Raw genomic sequence first — 19,757 nt, forward strand, 5'->3', positions numbered from 1 at the left:
GGGTTTGGGGGCGGAAGGGGCGACGCTTCGTAAGTAGAAACCCCTTCCGCCACCCAAGAAAAAAATAAATTTGAGAGCTTAAATTTAATGAACCAAGTCAATAAAAAACCAAGATTTAAATCAAGGTTTTATATTTAAATCTTGGATATAATTATCAAAAATAAGTTGAGGTAAGCTCAAATTTGCCTCGAGTAAATTTAGTATTTTTGCGGTGCGGGTCTGGGTGGGTCAAATTTAACGCAAAGCTAAATTTAAGCGCTCGGCGGCGCGTAAAAGTCAAATTTAACGCGACGTAATCTTGCTGGCGTTTAAATTTACAAAGTCGCGCGACGAACTCGGCTATGCGGCAAGTTCAAATTTGAGCAAAGCCGAATTTATAAAGGGTGCGGTGCGTAAAAATTGGCGGACAGCGCGGCAAATTTGAGCTCAAATTTAACCGTGAACAAAAGCGAAACGAAATAAAATTTAAAATCTTAATACAAGGAGAAAGTTATGAATAGACGAGGATTTTTAGGACTCGGCGCGGCGCTGGGCGCGACTACGATGGCTCCTAGCCTTTTTGCGAAGGAAAACTTTACGATGTGGGGCGCGCCTGCGATCCCTAGCGTAATAATGGCCGTAGCAAGCATGCAAGGCGAGCTAGCTAAAACGCACGACGTGAAACTGCGCATCTGGAACACTCCGGACGTCCTGCGCGCGGGCGTGGCTAGCGGCGATATCAAGGTCACTATGTCGCCCTCAAACGTCGCTGCGAACCTGCGAAATCAGGGCTTAAATTTTGCGATGTTAAATTTGCTCACGCTTGGCGTCATGAACGCGATGATAAAGGACGAAAACATTAAGACGCTAGAGGACTTCGTCGGCAAAAAAATCATAATGCCGTTTAAAAACGATATGCCCGATCTCGTGCTACGCGCGCTTTGCAAGAAACGCGGTATAGACGCGAGCAAGCTTGATATCACGTATACCCAGACGCCGCCTGAAGCGGTGGGGCTGTTTATCCAAAAGGACTACGACGTGCTTATCGTGCCGCAGCCTCTTAGCGAAGCGACGATTTTGCGCGGTAAAAAAGCGGGCGTAGCTGTGCATTACGGGCTTGATTTTCCTAAAACTTGGGGCGAGAGCTTTGGAGCTAAACCGTACATCCCGATGGCGGGCATCATCGTAAACGTGGACTACTACGAAGCAAATCGCGCGCTTTTTGAAACTCTGCACGCCGATCTAACAAGTGCGCTAAAATGGATCCTAGAAAACAAACAAAGCGCGGCTAAAATCGGTGCCGAGTATCTGCCTGCGCCCGAGCCTGCGCTAGCCGGGGCTTTCGATAAGGCAAATTTGACCGTAACAAAAGCGCATGAGCTACAAGACGACGTAATGGCGTTTTTTGAGCAAATTTTCGAGTTTAATCCAAAGCTGCTCGGCGGCAAAATGCCTGATAAGAGCCTATTTTTATGATACTTATAGATAACGTCAAAAAAGACCGCGGCGCGTTTTTAAAGGTCGCGGACTACCTTTGGGGCGGCTTTAGCGGACTTGCGACGATAGCGCTTATTATCGCGCTTTGGCAGATCGGCAGCGAGCTGGGAGGGGAGTTTTTACTCCCCGCGCCCGAGGCGGTTTTCGTGCGGGCTTACGAGCTTTTGGCGGATTATAAAAACAGCGAGATAAACATCACTCTCGTGCGCTCGCTAGTGGGAGTCGGTACGGCCTGTGCCATCGGTATCACGCTAGGTCTGGTTGCCGGAGCGTACAGAAGCTTTGCCGCGTTTTTAAAGCCCGTGATCACGACGCTGCTTTCTATGCCGCCTATTATTTGGATCGTTCTAGCTATATTTTGGTTCGGATTTGGAAACGCGAGCACTATCTTTACGATCATTATCACGGTTTTGCCGCTAACCTTTGCTAGCTCGATGGTCGGCATGATGAGCGTTAGCGAGGAGCTAAAGGAGATGTTTGACGCCTATAAACTAGGCGTTTGCAAAAAGATTCGCCACCTATACGTTCCGCACCTAACCAGCCATATCATCAGTTCTCTAAGCGTCGCCGTGGGCATGGGCGTAAAGATCGTCATAATGGGCGAGCTACTGGGCGCAAACGACGGTATGGGCGCTAAGATCGCAAGCGCTAGAGTGATGCTAGATACCACCGAAGTGATGGCCTACGTCGTGCTTACTATCGCTATCATTATGCTTTTTGAGTATCTGGTTATCGAGCCGCTAAAGATCACGCTAATGCCGTGGAAAAGGTAGTTTGTTATGCTGGAACTTCAAAATTTAGAATACGAAATTTTACGCGACAAGGTCGTGCGTGATTTTAGTTTAAAGGTCGGTGCGGGCGAAGTAGTGACGCTATTTGGCGCGAGCGGCTGCGGTAAAACCACGATCCTACGCCTTATCTCCGGTCTCATCGACCCGCGCAAAGGTAAAATAATCAATAAATTTAACAAAACGACCTATCTCTTTCAGGAAAATCGCCTGCTCGAGTGGAAAAATGCGCTCGATAACGTGCTACTCGTGATGGATGAGCCTGACGAAAAGGCCGTGCTAGAGCTCTTTGCTAGACTAGGACTAACGGAAAAAGACGCGCTAAAGTACCCAGATGAGCTAAGCGGCGGTATGCGCCAAAGGGTTGCTTTCGTGCGGGCGATCGTGACAAAGCCTGATTTACTGCTGATGGACGAGCCGTTTTCGGGTCTTGATTATGATATGAAAGAAATCCTGATAGGTATCGTCACGCGCCGCGTGGAGGAGGGTATGAGCGTAGTGCTGGTAACTCACGATAGGATGGAGGCGGCTAGGATGTCTAGTAAAATTTGCTTTTTAGCGAGCAAGGGCGCGGTGATCGAGCGCGAACTAGAGCTTGACCGCGCCTTTTCGCAGCGAGATTTTGCCTACGCTAGCGGCGTGATAGACGAAAATTTTAAAGGAAAAATTTATTATGATTAACGACTTTTTTACCCATCCGATGAGAATTTTTTTCCTTACGAGCGCGGTTTGCGCAGTGCTAGGCGGGGCGATATTTTTTACGCCCGTAGATTTCGTTAGCTGGCATAAATTTATCTTTTTGCACCTTGTTGCAGCGCTTGCGTACGCGGGATTTTTGCTAACGGGGCTAACTGATTGGACGAATTTTGGCGGAGGGCTAAAAAAGCATGCCTACTTTATGTTTTCGTTTTTTGCGGCGAGTTTTGTTAGCGCGTTTTTTAGCCTGTTTGCGGCTCATTTTTTTATGGCGCTTTTTTGGGCGTATCTGGCCGGGCTTTGCGTTTATATGATCTGGCTTGATAGAAACGACGATCAGCTGGGCGTTTTGGCATTTTTACTCGGCATTTTGGGATTTGAGATTTACTATCTGCTTAGCGGCGAGGAGAGATTTTTAAATTTACAAATCCACCTGCACGTGATTGCGATTTTGCTTATATCTTTTCGCGTTAGCGTCGTGCTCGGTAAAGAGGCGCTAAACCGCGAGCCCGGTATGCAAGACGCGGCCTTTGTGCCAAATTTCGTTTATAAAAACATCGCGATCGTTAGCGTTTGCGCGTTTTTGTTAGTTAGCTTGTTTTTTGAGGACAGCAAGGCGGTAAATTTCGCCGCGATAGCCTGCGGTAGCGCGATTTTAGCCAAGCTAAAAGAGTGGCACTACAAAGAGCTTTTGCGCCATAGCTTCGTGGTTTACTACTACCTGATGCAGCTTTTGCTGGCCGTGGGTTATATCCTTTACGGCGCGAGCGGGATTTTAGGGCTGGGGCTAGAGACAAACATGCTGCACGTCATCGCGCTAAACGGTATTATTTTTAGCATTATGCTTATCTTTAACATCGCGGGTCTGCGCCACAGCGGGCAGGAGCTTGAGTTTTTGCGCCTTAGCAAGATTGCCTTTGCGCTTGTCATTGCCGCAGGCGTTTGCAGGGGCTTTTTGGCTTACGTTTGGAGCGGGTTTTACATCCATCTGCCGGCGACCTTTATCGCCGTAGCCTTCGCGCTTTGGTTTACCGATTTTTATAAAATATTTAGAGATAACGAGTTTAGCGACGATCCGGAATAGATTTATTTTACGGATTAAATTCGGCTTATTTTAGCGCCGTAGAATTTTGCCTAAATAATGCCGAATTTAACCATCCGAATAAAAATAAATCGCCGTATTTACTTTGCAAAGCCGTATTGTATTTTGCGGCTTTTTCGAGCAATTAAATCGACAAACGAAAAAGTAAAATTTTACGCACAGAATTCCTCTAAATTTTCGCGTTATCATAGCCGTTAAAACCGAAAATTTATATTAACTTCGCTAAAATCGTTTTTTAGCGACAAAAATACGAAAGGAACGGCCGTGGCGCTACGAAACACTCTGCACTATCTGCTTTTAAGCGAATATCTAAATCCGCAAACGCTACAAAAACTAAACAAAGAACAAAGTAAATATAAAAACGCCTACGAAACGACGCCGGATAAATTTACCGATGATTTTTGGCATTATTTAAAGCAAATGAAAAGCGCCTCGGAGCTTGCAAAAAGCGGAAACAAAAGGAAATTAAGCATCGAAATTTACGGCGGGATTTTCGAGCTGGACGAGATAACAAACGAGATAATAAAACAAAATCCGAATTTACAAACTAGCGATTTTCGTCAAAGTCAAAATCAAAAAGCCACGACTTATTTTATAAAATTTACGGGCGATTTGTCAGTTAAAAACAAAGAAGAAAAAGTTAAATTAAGCACGCTCGTTAGCGAACCCGATTTTAGCGAGCAAGATACTAAAAAATTAGAACCCGTATGCGGCGAAAATAGCGGATTTAACGTTGATTTAAATAGCGTATTTTTATCCACCGCGCCTTGGGCGACGGCAAATTTTAGCAAACCGCAAAATTTAGATTATAAAAATTTCGAAGCTCTAAAAGATAGCATAAAAGCCCGGATAGAAGCGCTAGGCAAAAACGAACGAAGTCTGAGCGAAATGGTAAAATTTATCCACGGCGAGTTTAAAAAGCAGTTAAATTCGCCGTTAATAAGCGACGATCTTCGCGTAAATATCTGCCTAGAAAGCGGCGTAAAAAACAGCAGCGACTTGCTTAATAGCTTTTATTTGGGCGAGATTAGTCTGGCTCTAAAAGAGGGCTTAAGTAACAAAAATTTGCAAACGATTTTTGACGAAACGGGCGAAAACGATATAAAAATAGGGCGCGTAGATATGAGAGATAGCGCGAATTTTGATACCGTTTTTTCGATGCTAGAACCCAAAAACTATTCGCTAGGCGCGTTTGCTAGCGAATATATGCTAATTTACTCGCAACAAATCGCCGTAAATAATATAATGAAGCTTTTTAACGAGAAAAAAGGCGGCATTTATAGCGTAAACGGGCCTCCGGGCACGGGCAAAACGACGCTCTTAAAAGACGTGGTCGCAGGCGTGATCGTGGAGCGAGCAAAGGTTTTATCTACGCTAAAAGAAGACGAAATTTTCGAGCGCGGCGTTAAGCTAGACGGTAGCCAGTATCCCGACTTTTATCCGCTAAATCCCAAGCTAAAAGGCTTTGAGATCGTCGTGGCTTCGTGCAATAATAAAGCCGTAGAAAACATAAGCGCGGAGTTGCCTAAGCTTGATAGCGTAGATAAGGCGTATCTGGGCGAGCTTGATTATTTTAGGATGCAGGCTACGAGGCTGCTATCGGCGGGCGCCTGGGTAGAGTGCCAAAAAAGCCAAATTTCGCAGCCTGCCTGGGGGCTAATCTGCGCCACGCTAGGCAATAGCGGCAACGTAAGCGATTTTAAAGAAAACTGCCTAAACGACTTTTTTATCAATCAAAACCATCCGGAATTTGACATCTTAAAAACGCAAGGCGCGATAACGAGCTTTAACGATAAATTTAAGGTCGACGGGCTCGTAAATTTACTCAAATTCGGCAAACAAAGCTATGATTTTAAACTAGCGCAAAAAGAATTTAACGAAGCGCTAAATACCGTAAATACGCTACTAGCGCTACTAAATTTCTCTACTCAAAAGTCGCTAAGCGCGCAGCAGAGTAAAGAAGAGCGCGAAAATAGCTCGCCTTTTATGGCGGAAAACGGTATAAAAACCGCCGTCGCGCAGGCTAGGATAAACGTCTTTATAAAAGCGTTAAATTTACATAAAGCCGCTATCTGGTCGCAAAAGACGAAATCGGGCGCAAATTTGGCGGCGTTTTGCGATCTGGGTAAATTTAAAAAGAAAGAGCAGGCAAGGGAAATTTTAAAATCGCTATTTTTCGTCGTTCCCGTCATTAGCTCGACGTTTGCCTCTTTTGGGCGGTTTTTTAGCGATTTTGGCGAAAACGATATCGGGCTTTTACTAGTAGACGAGTCGGGTCAGGCAAATATCTCAAACGCCGTAGGCGCGCTATATTGCTCCAAAACGGCGGTAATAGTAGGCGACCCGTTGCAACTAGAACCGGTAGTAACTCTTCCCGAAAATTTAAACGACGTGCTGCTTGGCTATACCGGGGCGTCTAGGGAGTTTAACGTAGCGACAACTTCGCTGCAAGCATGCGCGGATAAAACTCAAAAAATAGGCGCTTATATCGGTCAAACCTGGGTCGGCTCGCCGCTCATCGTGCATAGACGCTGCGATAATCCTATGTTTAACGTCGCAAACGAGACGACGTACGACGGCGCTATGGTCTGGGGTAAAGGCAAAAATAAAAACTCGCTCGCCAAAGCGGCAAGCTGCTGGATAGATATAAAAACGAGCGTTTGGAGCGGCAACGGCAGCGAGGCTGAGCTGGCGGCAGCGGATCAAATTTACGAATCGCTAAAAACGCTAATCGGCGCAAACGCGAGCGAACATATAAAAATCATAACGCCGTTTACCGACGTCGTAAAGCAAAGCGCGGCCTTGCAAAAACAAGGCAAGATACGAATCAGGGCAAACACCATCCACACCATGCAAGGTCAAGAAGCCAAAGTCGTTATCTTTATCCTAGGCGGAGCTAGCGCGGGCGCAAGGGCATGGGCGTCGGCAAAGCCGAATTTACTAAACGTAGCTCTAACGCGCGCCAAAGAGTATATCTATATCGTCGGCGACAAGGACGCATGGGGCGGATTAAACTATTTTAGCGTTGCGGCTAGAGAAATTTAAACGAAATAGCGATAAAATCATAATTTAAAATTTAAAGGAGCTTAAATGTCAAATATCTTAATCATAGGCGCGGGCGGCGTGAGCCAAGTCGCGACCGTAAAATGCGCGATGAACGCGGACGTTTTTAGCAAGATCACCCTTGCTAGCCGCACCAAAAGCAAGTGCGACGCGATCGCTAAATTTATCAAAGACCGCCTAGGCGTCGTTATCGACACTGCCCAGATCGACGCGGACGATACGGACGCCGTGGTCGCGCTCATCAAAAAAATGGGCGCTGATTTGCTTTTAAACGTCGCGCTGCCGTATCAAGACCTAACCCTTATGGACGCGTGCTCTCGCGCCGGCATCCCCTACATCGACACCGCAAACTACGAGCACCCCGATACCGCGAAATTTGAGTATAAGCTGCAATGGGCGAAGGACGGCGAGTTTAAAGCCGCAAACACGATGGCGCTGCTGGGAAGCGGCTTTGATCCGGGAGTGACCAATGTATTTTGCGCTTATGCACAGCAAAATCTCTTTGACGAGATTCACGAGATCGACATCCTAGACTGCAACGCAGGCGATCACGGCTACCCGTTCGCGACGAATTTCAACCCTGAAATCAACCTGCGCGAAGTAAGCGCAAAGGGCCGCTACTGGGAGAGCGGCGAGTGGAAAGAGACCGAGCCGATGGAAATAATGTTTAAATGGGACTATCCGAAAGTGGGCGTCAAAGATAGCTACCTGCTCTATCACGAGGAGCTTGAAAGCTTAGTAAAAAACATCAAAGGGCTAAAGCGAATCCGCTTTTTCATGACCTTTGGACAAAGCTACCTAACTCACATGAAATGCCTAGAAAACGTCGGCATGCTACGTATCGACGAGGTCGGGCATAACGGCGTAAAAATCGTGCCGATACAGTTTCTAAAAACTCTACTACCTGATCCAGCGAGCCTCGGCCCTCGCACGAAGGGCAAAACCAACATCGGCTGCGTGATACGCGGGCTCAAGGACGGCAAAGAGCGCCAAGTCTACATCTACAACGTCTGCGACCACGAGGCTTGCTACGCCGAGACGGGCGCGCAGGCCGTTAGCTACACGACGGGCGTACCTGCGATGATCGGCTCGATGATGGTGGCAAAGGGCATCTGGAGCGGCAAAGGCGTCTTTAACATGGAAAATTTCGACGCTAAGCCTTTCATGGATGAGCTAAATAAGCAGGGCTTGCCGTGGGAGATCATCGAAATGAAGCCAGGGGAAAGATACGAAGTCTAAATTTAGGCTCGTCTTTTTCTACTTATACTTCGTTGGTTTTAAATTTTGCTCGGTCATTACCCACTCGGTAATTCCCGTCACAAAATTTAAAACCGCCTCGTCTAAGCGAAAAATACTTCACCTGATTTTTATTAAATTTAATCTTGGGACGAAATTCACTTCTTCTATTTAGCTACGAGCATAGCGACGTAGAAAACATTTAAAATCATCTCACGATACTTCGCCTTATAATCTTGCATTTAAATTTTACTCGGTCACGTATTTCATATACGCTTCCGTCATAAAATTTAAATCCGTCTTGATTAAGGCAAAAATACCGCGCCTTGCTCTACCGTATTTAAATTTCTAGTTTAAATTTTGCACCGCTTACATTCAAATTTTACATCAAATTTAATTTAAACTTCCACACCGAAAAGCGTTTAAATTTAGCTATAATCGCGCAGATTTTATCAATGCAAATTTGAGTAAAATTAAAACTCTCAATCTCCAGTCGCGCAAACTCTGCGCCCACCCAAATAACAACAAAAGGAAAAATTTGAACTCTTCAAAAACTTCACTATCCTTTTTAGTCGTGCTAAGCGCGCTTATGGCGTGCACATCGCTATCTACGGACGTATATCTGCCTGCTATGCCTACGATGGAGCGGCAGCTGCACGGAGACTCGGAGCTCACGATAACGGGCTTTTTGATCGGCTTTGCTATCGCGCAGCTCATCTGGGGGCCTATCAGCGATAGGATTGGGCGTAAAATCCCGCTTTTCATCGGTATGGCGCTCTTTGCGATCGGATCAGTAGGATGTGCGATGTCGGACACTATGGCCAGCGTCGTGTTCTGGCGCGTGTTTCAGGCTTTGGGCGCATGCGTAGGACCGATGCTAAGCAGGGCGATGATTAGCGATCCTTTCGGTAGCTCGCAGGCCGCGCAGATGCTCTCTACGCTAGTTATCATCATGGCGATAGCGCCGATAGCGGGTCCGTTATTGGGCGGCGCGATATTGGAGTTTGGCTCTTGGCATGGGATATTTTGGCTGATGGCGCTAGCTAGCGCGGTTATGTTTGCGATGATTTTTTCTCTGCCAGAGACCTTGCCGCCGCAAAAGCGCTCCACAAAGCCCATCGTATCGTCTTTTAGAAACTATCTAAGATTATTACAAGACGCCAAATTTATGCGCTACACTCTTAGCGTGACGTTTTTCTACGTAGCCGCCTATGCCTTTATCACTGGCTCGTCGTTTGTATATATCGATTATTTCGGCATTCCTAGCAAATACTACGGATTTTTATTCGGCATAAACATCGTGGGCGTCATGGCGCTAAGTTTCGTAAACAAAAAGCTGATAAAGCGCTATGCGCTAAACCGCCTGCTCATAGTCTCCACGCTCGTTGCCGCGCTTGCTGCCAGCGTGTTGTTTGCGTTTGCGTTTTTCAAAACGGGCGGAGTTCTTGGCGTGATAATCCCGATGTTTTTCGTTTTTAGCATGAACGGCATTATAGCTTCTTGTTCCAATGCCGCCGCTCTTGATAGCGTGCCGCAGGAGATGAAAGGCTCGGCCGCTGCGCTCATCGGCTCGCTGCAATACGGTAGCGGCATCCTCTCCTCGGCGATGCTTGCGGCGTTTTCTGCGGGTACGCCGTGGACGATGTCTTGGATAATAGCTCTGTTTGTTTGGCTAAGCGCGCTCGCGGCGTATTTTAATAAATAAATTTAGCCTTGCGGGTTTGACTCAAATTTCGGTCAAATTCGCAAATTTGGGTCGCAAAAGCCAAAATCAAATTTTACGGCGGCTAGGTCAAATTTCGCTTTTTATCTGCCGTAAAATTTATCCTCAAATTTAAGCCCGTATGTTAAAATCCAAGCTAAATTTAGGAGAAAATATGAAGCAAATCACGATGCAAGAAGCCCTAGATGCGGTAAGCTCGCGATACTGCAAGGGTTATCGCTACGAAAACGTCGCGCTAAACGATGAGATGGTGCGCCGTATCTGCGAGGTAAAAGACCTTGTAAATATGGGCTTTGCGGCTACGGCTATCACGGATGCGTCGCTTGAGTATTTAGCCCGGTTGCCTAAGCTTTCGTATCTATCTTTAGAAAATAGCGAAAAAATAAGCGGCGAAGGCTTTAGATACTTTGCGCGGCACGCCAAGCTAAAGCACATCGACATCCAAAACGTCGGCATCACCGACGAAGGATTAAAGGCGATCGCGCAAATCCCTAGCCTAAAATCTTTACGCATCGTAGATACGCGCGTGAGTTTTGCTGGGCTACTAGCCGTAGCGGACGCAAAAATTCTATTTCATATCGGCGGCGAACGCTTTAGCAAGGATCAGATCGCTAAATTTGAGCAAGCGCAAAGAGATTTCCAAAGTAGCAAAAACAGGCCGGATCCGCAGGATGCCGCTGCGGCGCAAAGCGCGCTTTTGGAGTTTTTCGCGGCTATGAGCGAGTGGGAAAAATTTGCCGCCTGCAAGGCTTATGGCGAAAATAAAGACGAGGCGAGGCGCAGGCTTGATGAGCTCTTTGCTCGGTACTGCACGCCTGCTAAGCGTAGCGGTTATCGCCGCGAGTTCGTCTGGTTTTCGCAAGCAGACGGCGGCACCTACGGTGGATACGAGCTAACGGACGTTGAGAGCGAAACGAAAAATAAATTTTACGTCTATGCCAAAGACGGTTACGGTTTTGCGCGGCGTTTTTTGCTCATACGCAAGGACGGACGCTGGCTCGTAGATAAGCAGCAAGACATGGACGGCGGCTGGAAAAACTGCGGGTTATAAATACGCTAGGCGGTTTAACTCGGGCGCTTTTTGGCGTCTGGCGTCTCAAATTTCTGCTTTAAAATTTTAAAAACCTCGTGCTTTGAGAGCTTGTATTTGTCGTATATTACGGCGTCGTCATCGCCGGTAGGCTGCATGAGGCCGTATGCTAGCTCGCGGTCTAGCCCGCCTTTTTAAATTTTACGTTTAAAACGTCGAGTTTACGGACTGCACAAACGCCCGTTTGTTTTATAAATTTGCCTCCTTGCAAAATAGGCCGGTTAATAAGCAAAACCGGCCGAATTTGACCTAAAAAGGTAAAACTACTCCGCCGCCTGCGGTTTGTTTAACTACGTTATCTTCGCGTCCGCCGGCATCGGTACCGACCTTTGGCGAGCCGATATTAGAGCCTTGGACTAGGCGGCAGATATCGCCGGCCTTAGCGCTGCCTGAGACTAGCTTTAGATAGCTCATCTTGGACGTCACGCGCGTAACCTCGGCCTTAGCGGTCATGGTCTCTTCTTTTCCGACGACTTCTTTGGTGTACGGGTCGATTACCGTTTGACCTAGAGAATACACCTCATAAACGTCTCCTTGCCTTAAATTTTGCGCGATAAGTATCTCATCGCCGGAGACGCTAGAGATTTTTAGCGGATAGATGCTAGCTATGATTTCATCGGTTACGGCTTTTGCTATGTCTTGGACGGCTAGGGCGTAGGCATGGTCGCCTTTGACGCTAAAACTAGCGGCTAAATCGTTTGAAAATTTAACCTGCCTAGTCGCCATAGCTAGCACTCTGTAGTGGATACGCGCGCTAGCCTTTTTGCCGCTTGCCTTGCCCGTAGTTATGGTGCTTGCCTTGCCTTCGCTAAGGCTAAATTCCTCCAAATCAAAAACCAAGAGATAATCCGCGCCCAGCACGTTTCCTAGTTTCAAAAGCTCCTCTTTTGCGGCATTACCGCTGCTAAGTACGGCTTTTTCTCGGTAATACGCATCGCCGTTTTCCCTGTCTAAAACCGTAAATTTACGCGTCTTGGTTATCGCCGTTACCAAAGAGCGAGTTATGTCGTCCGCGACTCGGATACTGCTTTTGTATTCCCCGTTTACATCAAACGAAAAATCCGATACGTATCCCGGCATAACCGCTAGCCTGCGGCGATTATTCGGATCAAGGCCGGGAGTTTTATATTTTTTTGAGACGCTGGTTTTTTTGATCTCTACGGCAACGTTATAGCCGTCCGGAGTTCTTACGTTTTTTAAAACCTCATACGAGTCGAATCTCCCGCCGGTTTGCTTTGAAATTTGATCGCTATAAATTTTTTCAAAATCCCTATCTTTACCGTCTTGGATCGAACTTGTCAGCATAAAAGTACTAGCGCTTAGCTTTACGCCGTTCATCCTACCGACGGCATCGGCTAGAGCTTTACTTAAAGCCTCGTCGTAGCTGGCCCCGTAACCTTCGCCGTTAGCGGTGCTTACATTGGTTTTCGTTATAACTTCGGCATTTAGCAAAGATACGAAAAGAGTAAAAGCAAAAATTATCTTTTTCATGACCGCCGCCTAAAAATCGTCTACGCTTAGATTATTGCTTTTCTTGACTCCGGGAGTCGCTTTTTTATTACTTTTTTTCTCGTTAGTTTGAGTTTTTGGGTTAAATTTTTCATTCGCCGCCTCAATACTATCTCTTGAGTAATATCTAATTACGCCCACGACCTCGTAGTCGTCTTTATCCACGCTCCAACTTCTTACGTCTTCGATGCCGCGTAAATTCATAGACGATGAACTACTAAATTCCTGCGACATCTCTTTTATGATGGCATTTGTTTTTTTCTTTTCCGGCGCATTATAGTTCGTAACGTCGTTTTCTCTCGCAGCCTTTATCATGGCCTGTACGGTTTTTTGCTGCACCTTAGTGTCCTTGATAAAGGCATTGACGTTAGAATTTAAAAAATTAGACATAAATTTATCCGCCATACCGCGAGCTCTTTCGCTGCTTTCCTTTCGGTAGTCTGCGTTCATTCCTTCTTCTTTAATAAAAGAATCCATACCGTAAGCTAGTAAACTAGGGCGGCAGTTTTCGTTGTAGAAATATTTCAATCCAAAGGTGCTTAAAAGCTCTTCGTCGCTAAGCGCATTGGCTACTTCCGTAGGATCTTTACATTGCTCTTTATTTTCCGTCTTTTTGGATTGTCTGCCTTGTTTTAAATCCCTTGCTAATTGGATGGATTTTTCCGTAGTGTAAGCTAATACGCCTATCTCGATTTCACCGTTATCTTTAGTAACGATAAAATTTGCATACGGCACAAGACCTTCTATGCTATCAAAGCCGCTTTTAACAAAGCCGTCTGAATAAGCTTTGTTAAATATATCTTTAGTTACCTCGACCTCTAGCCTTTTTTTCTCCGCCTCCGGCTTATCTTGTACGGCTTTAGAGATTATACCAAATACCATGCCAAACACTCCGTCCATATCTTGTTCGGCTTGCATTTGGGTTAATCTTTCGTCCGATTCCTTTTTTAACTCATCTTGCAAAATCGTATCCGGTACGGTTTTATTATAGTAGCTATAAGCTTCTTTAACGGCGACACTACCGGCCTTTGACAACGCGACCTGAGCTTTTAGCTCTAAAATAGCTTGATTATAAGCGCTAGTTAGATAATCATAATACTGCGGATCGTCGGTTCCTACATCTATAGACGCCGTTTGTTTGTAGACGGTTGCTTTTATGCCGTTTTTCTTAGCTTTTTGCTTTAGTTCTTTTTCGGCATCGCTTAGTAGCTTTTGCATATTTTCTTTTTTAGGTTTTTGTGCGTCGTTTACCGTTTGGGATATCTTTTGATCGTCTATGCTCTCTAGTTGCTCGCTTTGTTCATTTGCTTCTTGCGCATAACTTAAATTTAACGTCAAAGCCGCAGCTACCGCCAAACTTAAAAATTTGATATTCATATTTTTCCTTTAGTTACCAGCTTACGCTTTTGTTTGAACCGATTTTATTTATATTTATCTCGTCTTCCCAGAATGCTAGACCGGTTTGCAACTGAGTCAAAGTAAGCTGAAAATAATACTCCACTAGCTGTTTATTGTCCGTAGTTTTTATATTTCGCTGTATTATCTTGCCTGATAAGCTCATATCAGGAGCTAGTAGTGTGCCTTTTTTAGCGATCGTATTTTGGGCGAATTCGTCGTTTTCCCTAAGCTCTCTTACGTCGTGAGACATCGTATCCTCTGCTCCTCCAGCGGCGACTGCGGTAGTTATTACTGCTTTACCACTTTTTAGCATAGCGATGCGGATTTTTTTGGTTAGTAAAGCCGTATCGATGCGCTGGGTCGTGTCGTTTATAACCTTGCCCATAGCTACAACGTAACGTCCGCCACCTGGTCTTTCTAGAGATCCGCTAGATAGCAGGCTTTCTACGGCGTCGCTTGCAGCCTTTTCAAAGTCGGTATGATCTATACCCATCGTTATAGGCTCTGCGTCTTTTACTTTAGAGCCGTTTTGCATATAGCCGCTCGTAGCGCATCCGCTAAATATCGCAGCTATGATGGCTACGGAAAATAAAGTCTTTTTCATTATTTACTCCTTAGTTTTTAAATTCGTATCTATTTATGGTCTTGATATCTTTATCGTCGCTATCCGGGGTCGTTATGCGTAGCTTGTAGTTAACCGCTTTATCGCTAGGCGAAACGGCTCTAACGTTAAAATCCCTTTTGCTCTGCACGACTACTCTTTTCCATTTCGTAGTTATGTTTGTGATTAAAAAGCCGTCTTTATCAAACCAATCTACCTTATAAAGCAGGTCTTTATTAAAAGACGATTCGTTTTTAAACCTAGCCTCGACCTCCATCATGCCGCCGTTAGTGAAGCGGTCGTTTAGGCTTTGTAGCAATAAAAAGCTATTTACCGAGTTATCCTCGATATCTAGGTGCGGGCTTGCTTTAGGCTCTTTTGACGAGCAACCTATAAGCAATAAGCTAAGCGCAAAAAGCGCAAATTTTTTCATTTTATTTCCTTTCATAGTAAATTTCGTTTAGGCTAATATTACCAGGCGTTAGAGATTTTATATAGATGATAGCATTTAGTCCCTCTTTTAGGGTTATATTTTTAACAGGCTTTGCGTCGTTTGTTACGATTTGTAAAATTTGCCCTTTATTCTCGACTCTTAGGCTTTGAAAGTCGCGCGGCAGAGTACTCCAGTATCTGACGTCCGATTTATTGGTAATCGCCGAATATAAACCGGCCGCTATCGTTCCTATATCTCCGGCTGCTTCTCTAGCTCCGTAGCTAAGCGCCGCTTTGGTTATCGCCCTTGCTACGGTTCTGGTTACGCGAACGGGCATTTGGTCTTTAAATTCGGTTCTTACCACAGCGTCCATATCGGCTATCCGGGTCGTAGGCTCGCCGTTTACTTTTATAAATTCATACGAACTGGCGCTTTGATCCAGCGTCGGCAAGGCTATGCCTACGTGAGGCACGTGCATGGTGGCGATAAAAAGCGGTATATCGTATCTGAGCTCTTTTCTAGCGATGGTTTGGCCGTTTTCGTATATGACCCAAACGTATTTAGAGAGATTTTTATGTCCGTTTTTAGAAAAGTAGCTATCTATCAGTGCCATATCTTTTCTAACTTGCGGATTTTTACTATCCATCAGCAGGGTTTCTTTTAGTAAATCTCGAGATTTTTCGTAGTTGCCGTCCATAAAGAAAAATATACCGGCTAAATACGAAGTAAACGGATTTATAAAATTAGGCAAGGCTCTAAAATCGCCTATCGAACTCTCGTATGAGGATAGTATCGCCGAAATTTGCGAGTCGTTTTGAGATTTTTGATCGTTTTGCTCTACCTTGGCGTCTTTTTCCAGCTCGTCTTTAGCCTTTTGCAGTTGCTGGGCATACATATCTTTAGCTCGCCTTTGCCTATCTATGGCCCTGTTTAGCTCCACTCTGGCGCTATCGTAATCTTTCATAGACATAAAGTCTAACGATTTATAAATATTGGTCATAACACGCTCATAATAATACCCCTCGTAATCAAGCGTATTTTCATTTACCAAAGCCGAACCTATCTCTGCTCCTACCGCAGATAGCGCGCCTTTTTCGTCTATATCTTCTTTATATTTTGACTCGGCTACGTCAAAATAATAAACGCTAGCGTTAAAGTCCCCGCATTGTCTAAGCAACGCACCTGCTTGATTTGCCGAAAGTACGGCATCGTCGCTTTTTGCGATCTTATTTTTTTGTTCCGTTACGTCGCAAACTCCGTCGGCAAATTTTTTAGAATAAGCCGCGATACCGTCTTGATGACCGGTTACCGCCGCACAGCCTACAAACGATACGAAAATAATACAGCCCATAACGCATCTTTTGATAAATAGACGTTTAAAACTCCTCATCTTGCCCCCTGGATTTAGATTTCAGTAATACTTGCGTAATATTACATCAAGTGATATTAAATGAATATTAAGCAAAATCGCAAAATCTTTAAAACATTATCTTGCGTAGAAATTAAAATAAAGATTTAATATAATAAAAGCAAATCCCCTCGCCCGTCAAGAAAAATTTTTGCCGATTTTAGAGGCATAAATTTGCGTCCTAGTTTTGCTTTTCAAATTTCTGCTTTAAAATTTTAAAAATCTCGTGCTTTGAGAGCTCGTATTTGTCGTATATCACGGCGTCATCATCGCCGGTAGGCTGCATGAGACCGTATGCTAGCTCGCGGTCTAGCCCGCCTTTTTTAAATTTTACGTTTAAAACGTCTATTTTGCGCTTGGCGTCTATCTCGCGGATGCTGATTTGCTTGATATCTTTAAAGTAAAATTTGGCGTTTTTACCGCCTTTTTGCACTAAAAATCCGTCGCTATCGATACGCAAAAAACTAACTTGAAATATCTTTTTTACGCAAAAAACCGCGCAGATCACGGCAACGGCCATCGTAAAAATGCCGGTCCCGCCTATCCCGTAGTAAAAATATCCCGCAAAACCAGCGCAAAATAGCGCAACCGCCAAAAATAGCGCGCTTACCGCGCCTTTTTTATTTTCTTTTATCGTCATCTTTGCTCCTTTTTTGCAAATTATACCAAACGGTGGCGTAAATACGGATATTAAAGCGCTAAACGCAAGCGTAAATTTAGCGCTTAAAAAGCGGTATCCGCGGCTAAATTTTATGTCGGCGTTAAAATCGGCGTAATTTTTGCTATAATAAACGTGAATTAAATAAAAAATGATCTGGCAATGCGGCTAGTTTGCTTTGCGCGGGTAAATTTAAGGACGTAAATGCAACAAAACACGGTTTTTAGCGGCGAGTATTCTCGCAGAGATATTTTTTTAGTTATGACGCTGGTTTATATATTCGGCGTGATATGTAGGCTTTATTGGGTCGTTTGGGCGTCTGGTATGGACGAGTTTTGGCTTAACGGCGTGCCGCTGCTAACTACTAACGACGCGTTTGCCAACGCAGAGGGCGCGCGCGATATGTTAGCGGGTTTTCATCAAAAAGGCGACCTTAGTCCATACGGCGCATCCATCCCGACGCTAACGTTTTTAATAAGCAATATTTTATCATCTAACGTAGATACTATTGCATTTTATTTGAGTATATTTTTAGCTCCTTTGCTAGCGGTGCCCGTCATCTTAATATCAAGAGAATACAAAATGCTAAGCGTTGGCGTCGTAGCGTCTTTGCTAGCCGTTTCGGCGCCCGGGTACTATATAAGGACCATGGGCGGATATTTTGATAGCGATATGCTAAACATAACCCTGCCCGTGCTAACGGTTTGGTCTTTAATCAAACTCGTAAAAAGCCGCTCTAATAAAGATATATTTTTGCCGGCCGTTTTTACTGCGCTTTATTCTTGGTGGTACGTTAGCTCGTATTCGTTAAATTTAAGCCTTTTGGTTACGTTTTTACTATATACGCTAGTAGCAGATAGGCGAAACGACGTAAACTATAAAGCGGCGATACTGATGGCGGTCGCTCTTATTAGATTTGATTATCGCAGCGAAGGCGAAATGATCGTTAATTACGTTTTGGCCCTAAAAGTCGTTCTTGTAGCGGCGTTATATTTTTTTATGGCGAAAGCTTCCGCTTCTTTAGGCAAAAAGGCCGTTATCGGCGCGGGCTTATTCGTAGCGATTTTATTTGTGAGCTTTGGCGGATTTGAGCCGGTTTTATATGTGCTTGACGTTTATATCAATAAAAACGTAGGAGGAAATTTAGAGACGCTTTATTTTTATAGCACCAGAAAGACCGTCATCGAGGCGGCTAACATATCTTTTAACACCTTTGCTATATATGCGGCCGGAAACGTTATTACCTTTATAGTTTCTATGGCGGGTCTTGTTTTGCTGGTTATTAAATTTCGCTCCTTTATCCTAGCTCTTCCTATGGCGGCGCTCGGGTTTTTATCGTTTGTCGCAGGGGTTAGGTTTGCTATGTATATTACGCCCGTTGCCGCACTGGGGTTTGCTTATTTCATATATTTTACATTTGAGTATTTCGGTATCAGAAGATGGCTTAAAAACGCCATGACCGTTTTGCTAGCATGCCTAGCCTTAACGCCTAATGTCGATTATATATATAGATTTCTCGTTCCGCCTACGCTTTTTAAGAGTTCTATCGCACCTTTAGTGCAGTTAAAAGATAAGGTTAGTAGAGAGGATTATGCCGTATCTTGGTGGGATTTTGGATATTTGATTAGATATTATGCCGACGTCAAAGTGGTCTCAGATCCCGGTAGCAGACAGATAGGCGAATACGCTTTTTTATCGGCCTTTATGCTAAATGAAAATCAAACCGCTTCGGCTAACATGGCAAGACTAAGCGTAGAATACATCGAAAAAAGTCTAGATGAAAAGCCCGGTTCATTATTATTAAGAGCGGAAAAAGACTACGGCGAAAAAGATATAAATAAATTTTTAAAATCTCTAAATGACGCAAATTTTAAGCTTCCTAAAAAAACGAGAGACGTTTATTATTACTTCGTGCCGGAGATAATAGACATGCTACCCGCTATCTTAAAATTTACCTCCATAAATATCGCTACGGGCGAGGAGCGGCTGGATAGAACGGTACACGTCGGCTATCAGTTTACTATAGAAACTGACGGCAAGCTAGACCTAGGCGGCGGCTGGACGTCACCTAGTATCGATAGTCCGTATCTGCTACATAACGGCAAAGAGGTAAAAATAAATTCCCATCATCATATAGCCAGAGGCGTGGACGGCAACCTCGTAAAAAACGACAAAAAGCTGGACGAAAGCGCGGATATCCACGTCTTATTTTTGGCCGATTACGAGAGGATTTTGATTTTAGATCAAAAGGCTTACGATTCAGCCTTCGTGCAGATGTTTTTGCTGGATAATCACGATAAAAATCTATTTGAGCAGGTTTATCTGGGCAATAAAGCAAAAATTTACAAACTACTAAAATAAACAAAGCCTGGTTTAGCCTCGTAGTTCCGGCGGCTAGCGAGGCTAAATTTATCTCTTACTAAGAATTCGGTAGCGATTATTTAAGCGGCCCTGTTTTATTGCTTGGCGTAAATTAATATAGCCGGCTTTTGTGCCGCAGTATCACAACATCAGAATTTGCCTTAAACTCTGGCGCGCTTTTAAGATATTTGCGTTTTAGAGATAAATTCGGCGCA

At 44.6% G+C, this 19,757-nt stretch carries 16 protein-coding genes; 9 read left to right on the top strand and 7 right to left on the bottom strand.

Features of this window, described 5'->3' with window-relative positions; genetic code table 11:
- The first annotated feature begins 492 nt into the window (after positions 1-492).
- The 8 genes from Q0218_RS01245 to Q0218_RS01280 all read left to right on the top strand — a co-directional run bounded on the left by Q0218_RS01245 (position 493) and on the right by Q0218_RS01280 (position 11,135).
- The gene (locus tag Q0218_RS01245; RefSeq protein ID WP_295143826.1) at positions 493-1,455 is read left to right on the top strand and encodes an ABC transporter substrate-binding protein; all 963 of its coding nucleotides are present in this window, start codon (positions 493-495) and stop codon (positions 1,453-1,455) included.
- Positions 1,452-2,249, top strand: a complete 798-nt coding sequence (locus tag Q0218_RS01250; protein WP_297965526.1) for an ABC transporter permease subunit — start codon at positions 1,452-1,454, stop codon at positions 2,247-2,249. The genes Q0218_RS01245 and Q0218_RS01250 overlap by 4 nt, the downstream gene beginning before the upstream one ends.
- A 6-nt stretch (positions 2,250-2,255) precedes the next feature.
- Positions 2,256-2,945: an ATP-binding cassette domain-containing protein gene (locus Q0218_RS01255; protein ID WP_297965527.1), complete on the top strand. Its 690-nt coding sequence runs from the start codon at positions 2,256-2,258 to the stop codon at positions 2,943-2,945.
- Positions 2,938-4,044, top strand: coding sequence for an NnrS family protein (locus Q0218_RS01260; RefSeq protein ID WP_297965528.1), 1,107 nt, complete (start codon positions 2,938-2,940; stop codon positions 4,042-4,044). Before Q0218_RS01255 ends, Q0218_RS01260 begins: the two co-directional genes overlap by 8 nt.
- A 282-nt stretch (positions 4,045-4,326) precedes the next feature.
- Positions 4,327-7,107, top strand: a complete 2,781-nt coding sequence (locus tag Q0218_RS01265) for an AAA domain-containing protein (RefSeq protein WP_297965529.1) — start codon at positions 4,327-4,329, stop codon at positions 7,105-7,107.
- A 45-nt stretch (positions 7,108-7,152) separates the two neighbouring features.
- Complete coding sequence (locus Q0218_RS01270; protein WP_297965530.1) at positions 7,153-8,364, top strand: saccharopine dehydrogenase family protein; 1,212 nt, start codon at positions 7,153-7,155, stop codon at positions 8,362-8,364.
- A gap of 535 nt (positions 8,365-8,899) precedes the next feature.
- Complete coding sequence (locus tag Q0218_RS01275; protein ID WP_297965531.1) at positions 8,900-10,066, top strand: multidrug effflux MFS transporter; 1,167 nt, start codon at positions 8,900-8,902, stop codon at positions 10,064-10,066.
- A 172-nt stretch (positions 10,067-10,238) separates the two neighbouring features.
- Entirely contained in the window at positions 10,239-11,135 is an 897-nt protein-coding gene (locus Q0218_RS01280) for an NTF2 fold immunity protein (protein ID WP_297965532.1), read from the top strand.
- A 14-nt stretch (positions 11,136-11,149) separates the two neighbouring features.
- Here Q0218_RS01280 and Q0218_RS01285 read toward each other — a convergent pair whose 3' ends face one another.
- The 7 genes from Q0218_RS01285 to Q0218_RS01315 form a co-directional block, all read right to left on the bottom strand.
- Entirely contained in the window at positions 11,150-11,272 is a 123-nt protein-coding gene (locus Q0218_RS01285; protein WP_297965533.1) for a hypothetical protein, read from the bottom strand.
- Positions 11,273-11,423: 151 nt separating this feature from the next.
- Positions 11,424-12,665, bottom strand: coding sequence for a CsgG/HfaB family protein (locus Q0218_RS01290; protein ID WP_297965534.1), 1,242 nt, complete (start codon positions 12,663-12,665; stop codon positions 11,424-11,426).
- Between the two features lie 9 nt (positions 12,666-12,674).
- On the bottom strand, positions 12,675-14,060 hold the full coding sequence (locus tag Q0218_RS01295) for a hypothetical protein (protein WP_297965535.1): 1,386 nt from the start codon (positions 14,058-14,060) through the stop codon (positions 12,675-12,677).
- Positions 14,061-14,073: 13 nt separating this feature from the next.
- Complete coding sequence (gene lpoB / locus Q0218_RS01300) at positions 14,074-14,685, bottom strand: penicillin-binding protein activator LpoB (protein ID WP_297965536.1); 612 nt, start codon at positions 14,683-14,685, stop codon at positions 14,074-14,076.
- A 10-nt stretch (positions 14,686-14,695) separates the two neighbouring features.
- Complete coding sequence (locus Q0218_RS01305) at positions 14,696-15,115, bottom strand: YcfL family protein (protein WP_297965537.1); 420 nt, start codon at positions 15,113-15,115, stop codon at positions 14,696-14,698.
- A gap of 1 nt (position 15,116) precedes the next feature.
- Positions 15,117-16,466 (bottom strand): hypothetical protein, encoded by a 1,350-nt coding sequence (locus Q0218_RS01310; protein WP_297965538.1) that lies wholly within the window; start codon positions 16,464-16,466, stop codon positions 15,117-15,119.
- A gap of 238 nt (positions 16,467-16,704) precedes the next feature.
- Positions 16,705-17,163: a molybdate transport repressor gene (locus Q0218_RS01315; protein ID WP_297965539.1), complete on the bottom strand. Its 459-nt coding sequence runs from the start codon at positions 17,161-17,163 to the stop codon at positions 16,705-16,707.
- Positions 17,164-17,385: 222 nt separating this feature from the next.
- Here Q0218_RS01315 and Q0218_RS01320 point away from each other — a divergent pair, with 222 nt between their 5' ends.
- Complete coding sequence (locus Q0218_RS01320) at positions 17,386-19,542, top strand: STT3 domain-containing protein (protein WP_297965540.1); 2,157 nt, start codon at positions 17,386-17,388, stop codon at positions 19,540-19,542.
- Positions 19,543-19,757 lie beyond the last annotated feature (215 nt).

Origin of the sequence: uncultured Campylobacter sp. (assembly GCF_938039245.1) — a bacterium.
GTDB lineage: Bacteria > Campylobacterota > Campylobacteria > Campylobacterales > Campylobacteraceae > Campylobacter_A.

What these genes read in the sequence shown, in the direction of transcription:
- Q0218_RS01245 (WP_295143826.1), top strand. Translation starts at nt 493, where the DNA reads ATGAATAGACGAGGATTTTTAGGACTCGGCGCGGCGCTGGGCGCGACT.
- Q0218_RS01250 (WP_297965526.1), top strand. Translation starts at nt 1,452, where the DNA reads ATGATACTTATAGATAACGTCAAAAAAGACCGCGGCGCGTTTTTAAAG.
- Q0218_RS01255 (WP_297965527.1), top strand. Translation starts at nt 2,256, where the DNA reads ATGCTGGAACTTCAAAATTTAGAATACGAAATTTTACGCGACAAGGTC.
- Q0218_RS01260 (WP_297965528.1), top strand. Translation starts at nt 2,938, where the DNA reads ATGATTAACGACTTTTTTACCCATCCGATGAGAATTTTTTTCCTTACG.
- Q0218_RS01270 (WP_297965530.1), top strand. Translation starts at nt 7,153, where the DNA reads ATGTCAAATATCTTAATCATAGGCGCGGGCGGCGTGAGCCAAGTCGCG.
- Q0218_RS01280 (WP_297965532.1), top strand. Translation starts at nt 10,239, where the DNA reads ATGAAGCAAATCACGATGCAAGAAGCCCTAGATGCGGTAAGCTCGCGA.
- Q0218_RS01285 (WP_297965533.1), bottom strand. Translation starts at nt 11,272, where the DNA reads ATGCAGCCTACCGGCGATGACGACGCCGTAATATACGACAAATACAAG.
- Q0218_RS01290 (WP_297965534.1), bottom strand. Translation starts at nt 12,665, where the DNA reads ATGAAAAAGATAATTTTTGCTTTTACTCTTTTCGTATCTTTGCTAAAT.
- Q0218_RS01295 (WP_297965535.1), bottom strand. Translation starts at nt 14,060, where the DNA reads ATGAATATCAAATTTTTAAGTTTGGCGGTAGCTGCGGCTTTGACGTTA.
- lpoB (WP_297965536.1), bottom strand. Translation starts at nt 14,685, where the DNA reads ATGAAAAAGACTTTATTTTCCGTAGCCATCATAGCTGCGATATTTAGC.
- Q0218_RS01305 (WP_297965537.1), bottom strand. Translation starts at nt 15,115, where the DNA reads ATGAAAAAATTTGCGCTTTTTGCGCTTAGCTTATTGCTTATAGGTTGC.
- Q0218_RS01310 (WP_297965538.1), bottom strand. Translation starts at nt 16,466, where the DNA reads ATGGGCTGTATTATTTTCGTATCGTTTGTAGGCTGTGCGGCGGTAACC.
- Q0218_RS01315 (WP_297965539.1), bottom strand. Translation starts at nt 17,163, where the DNA reads ATGACGATAAAAGAAAATAAAAAAGGCGCGGTAAGCGCGCTATTTTTG.
- Q0218_RS01320 (WP_297965540.1), top strand. Translation starts at nt 17,386, where the DNA reads ATGCAACAAAACACGGTTTTTAGCGGCGAGTATTCTCGCAGAGATATT.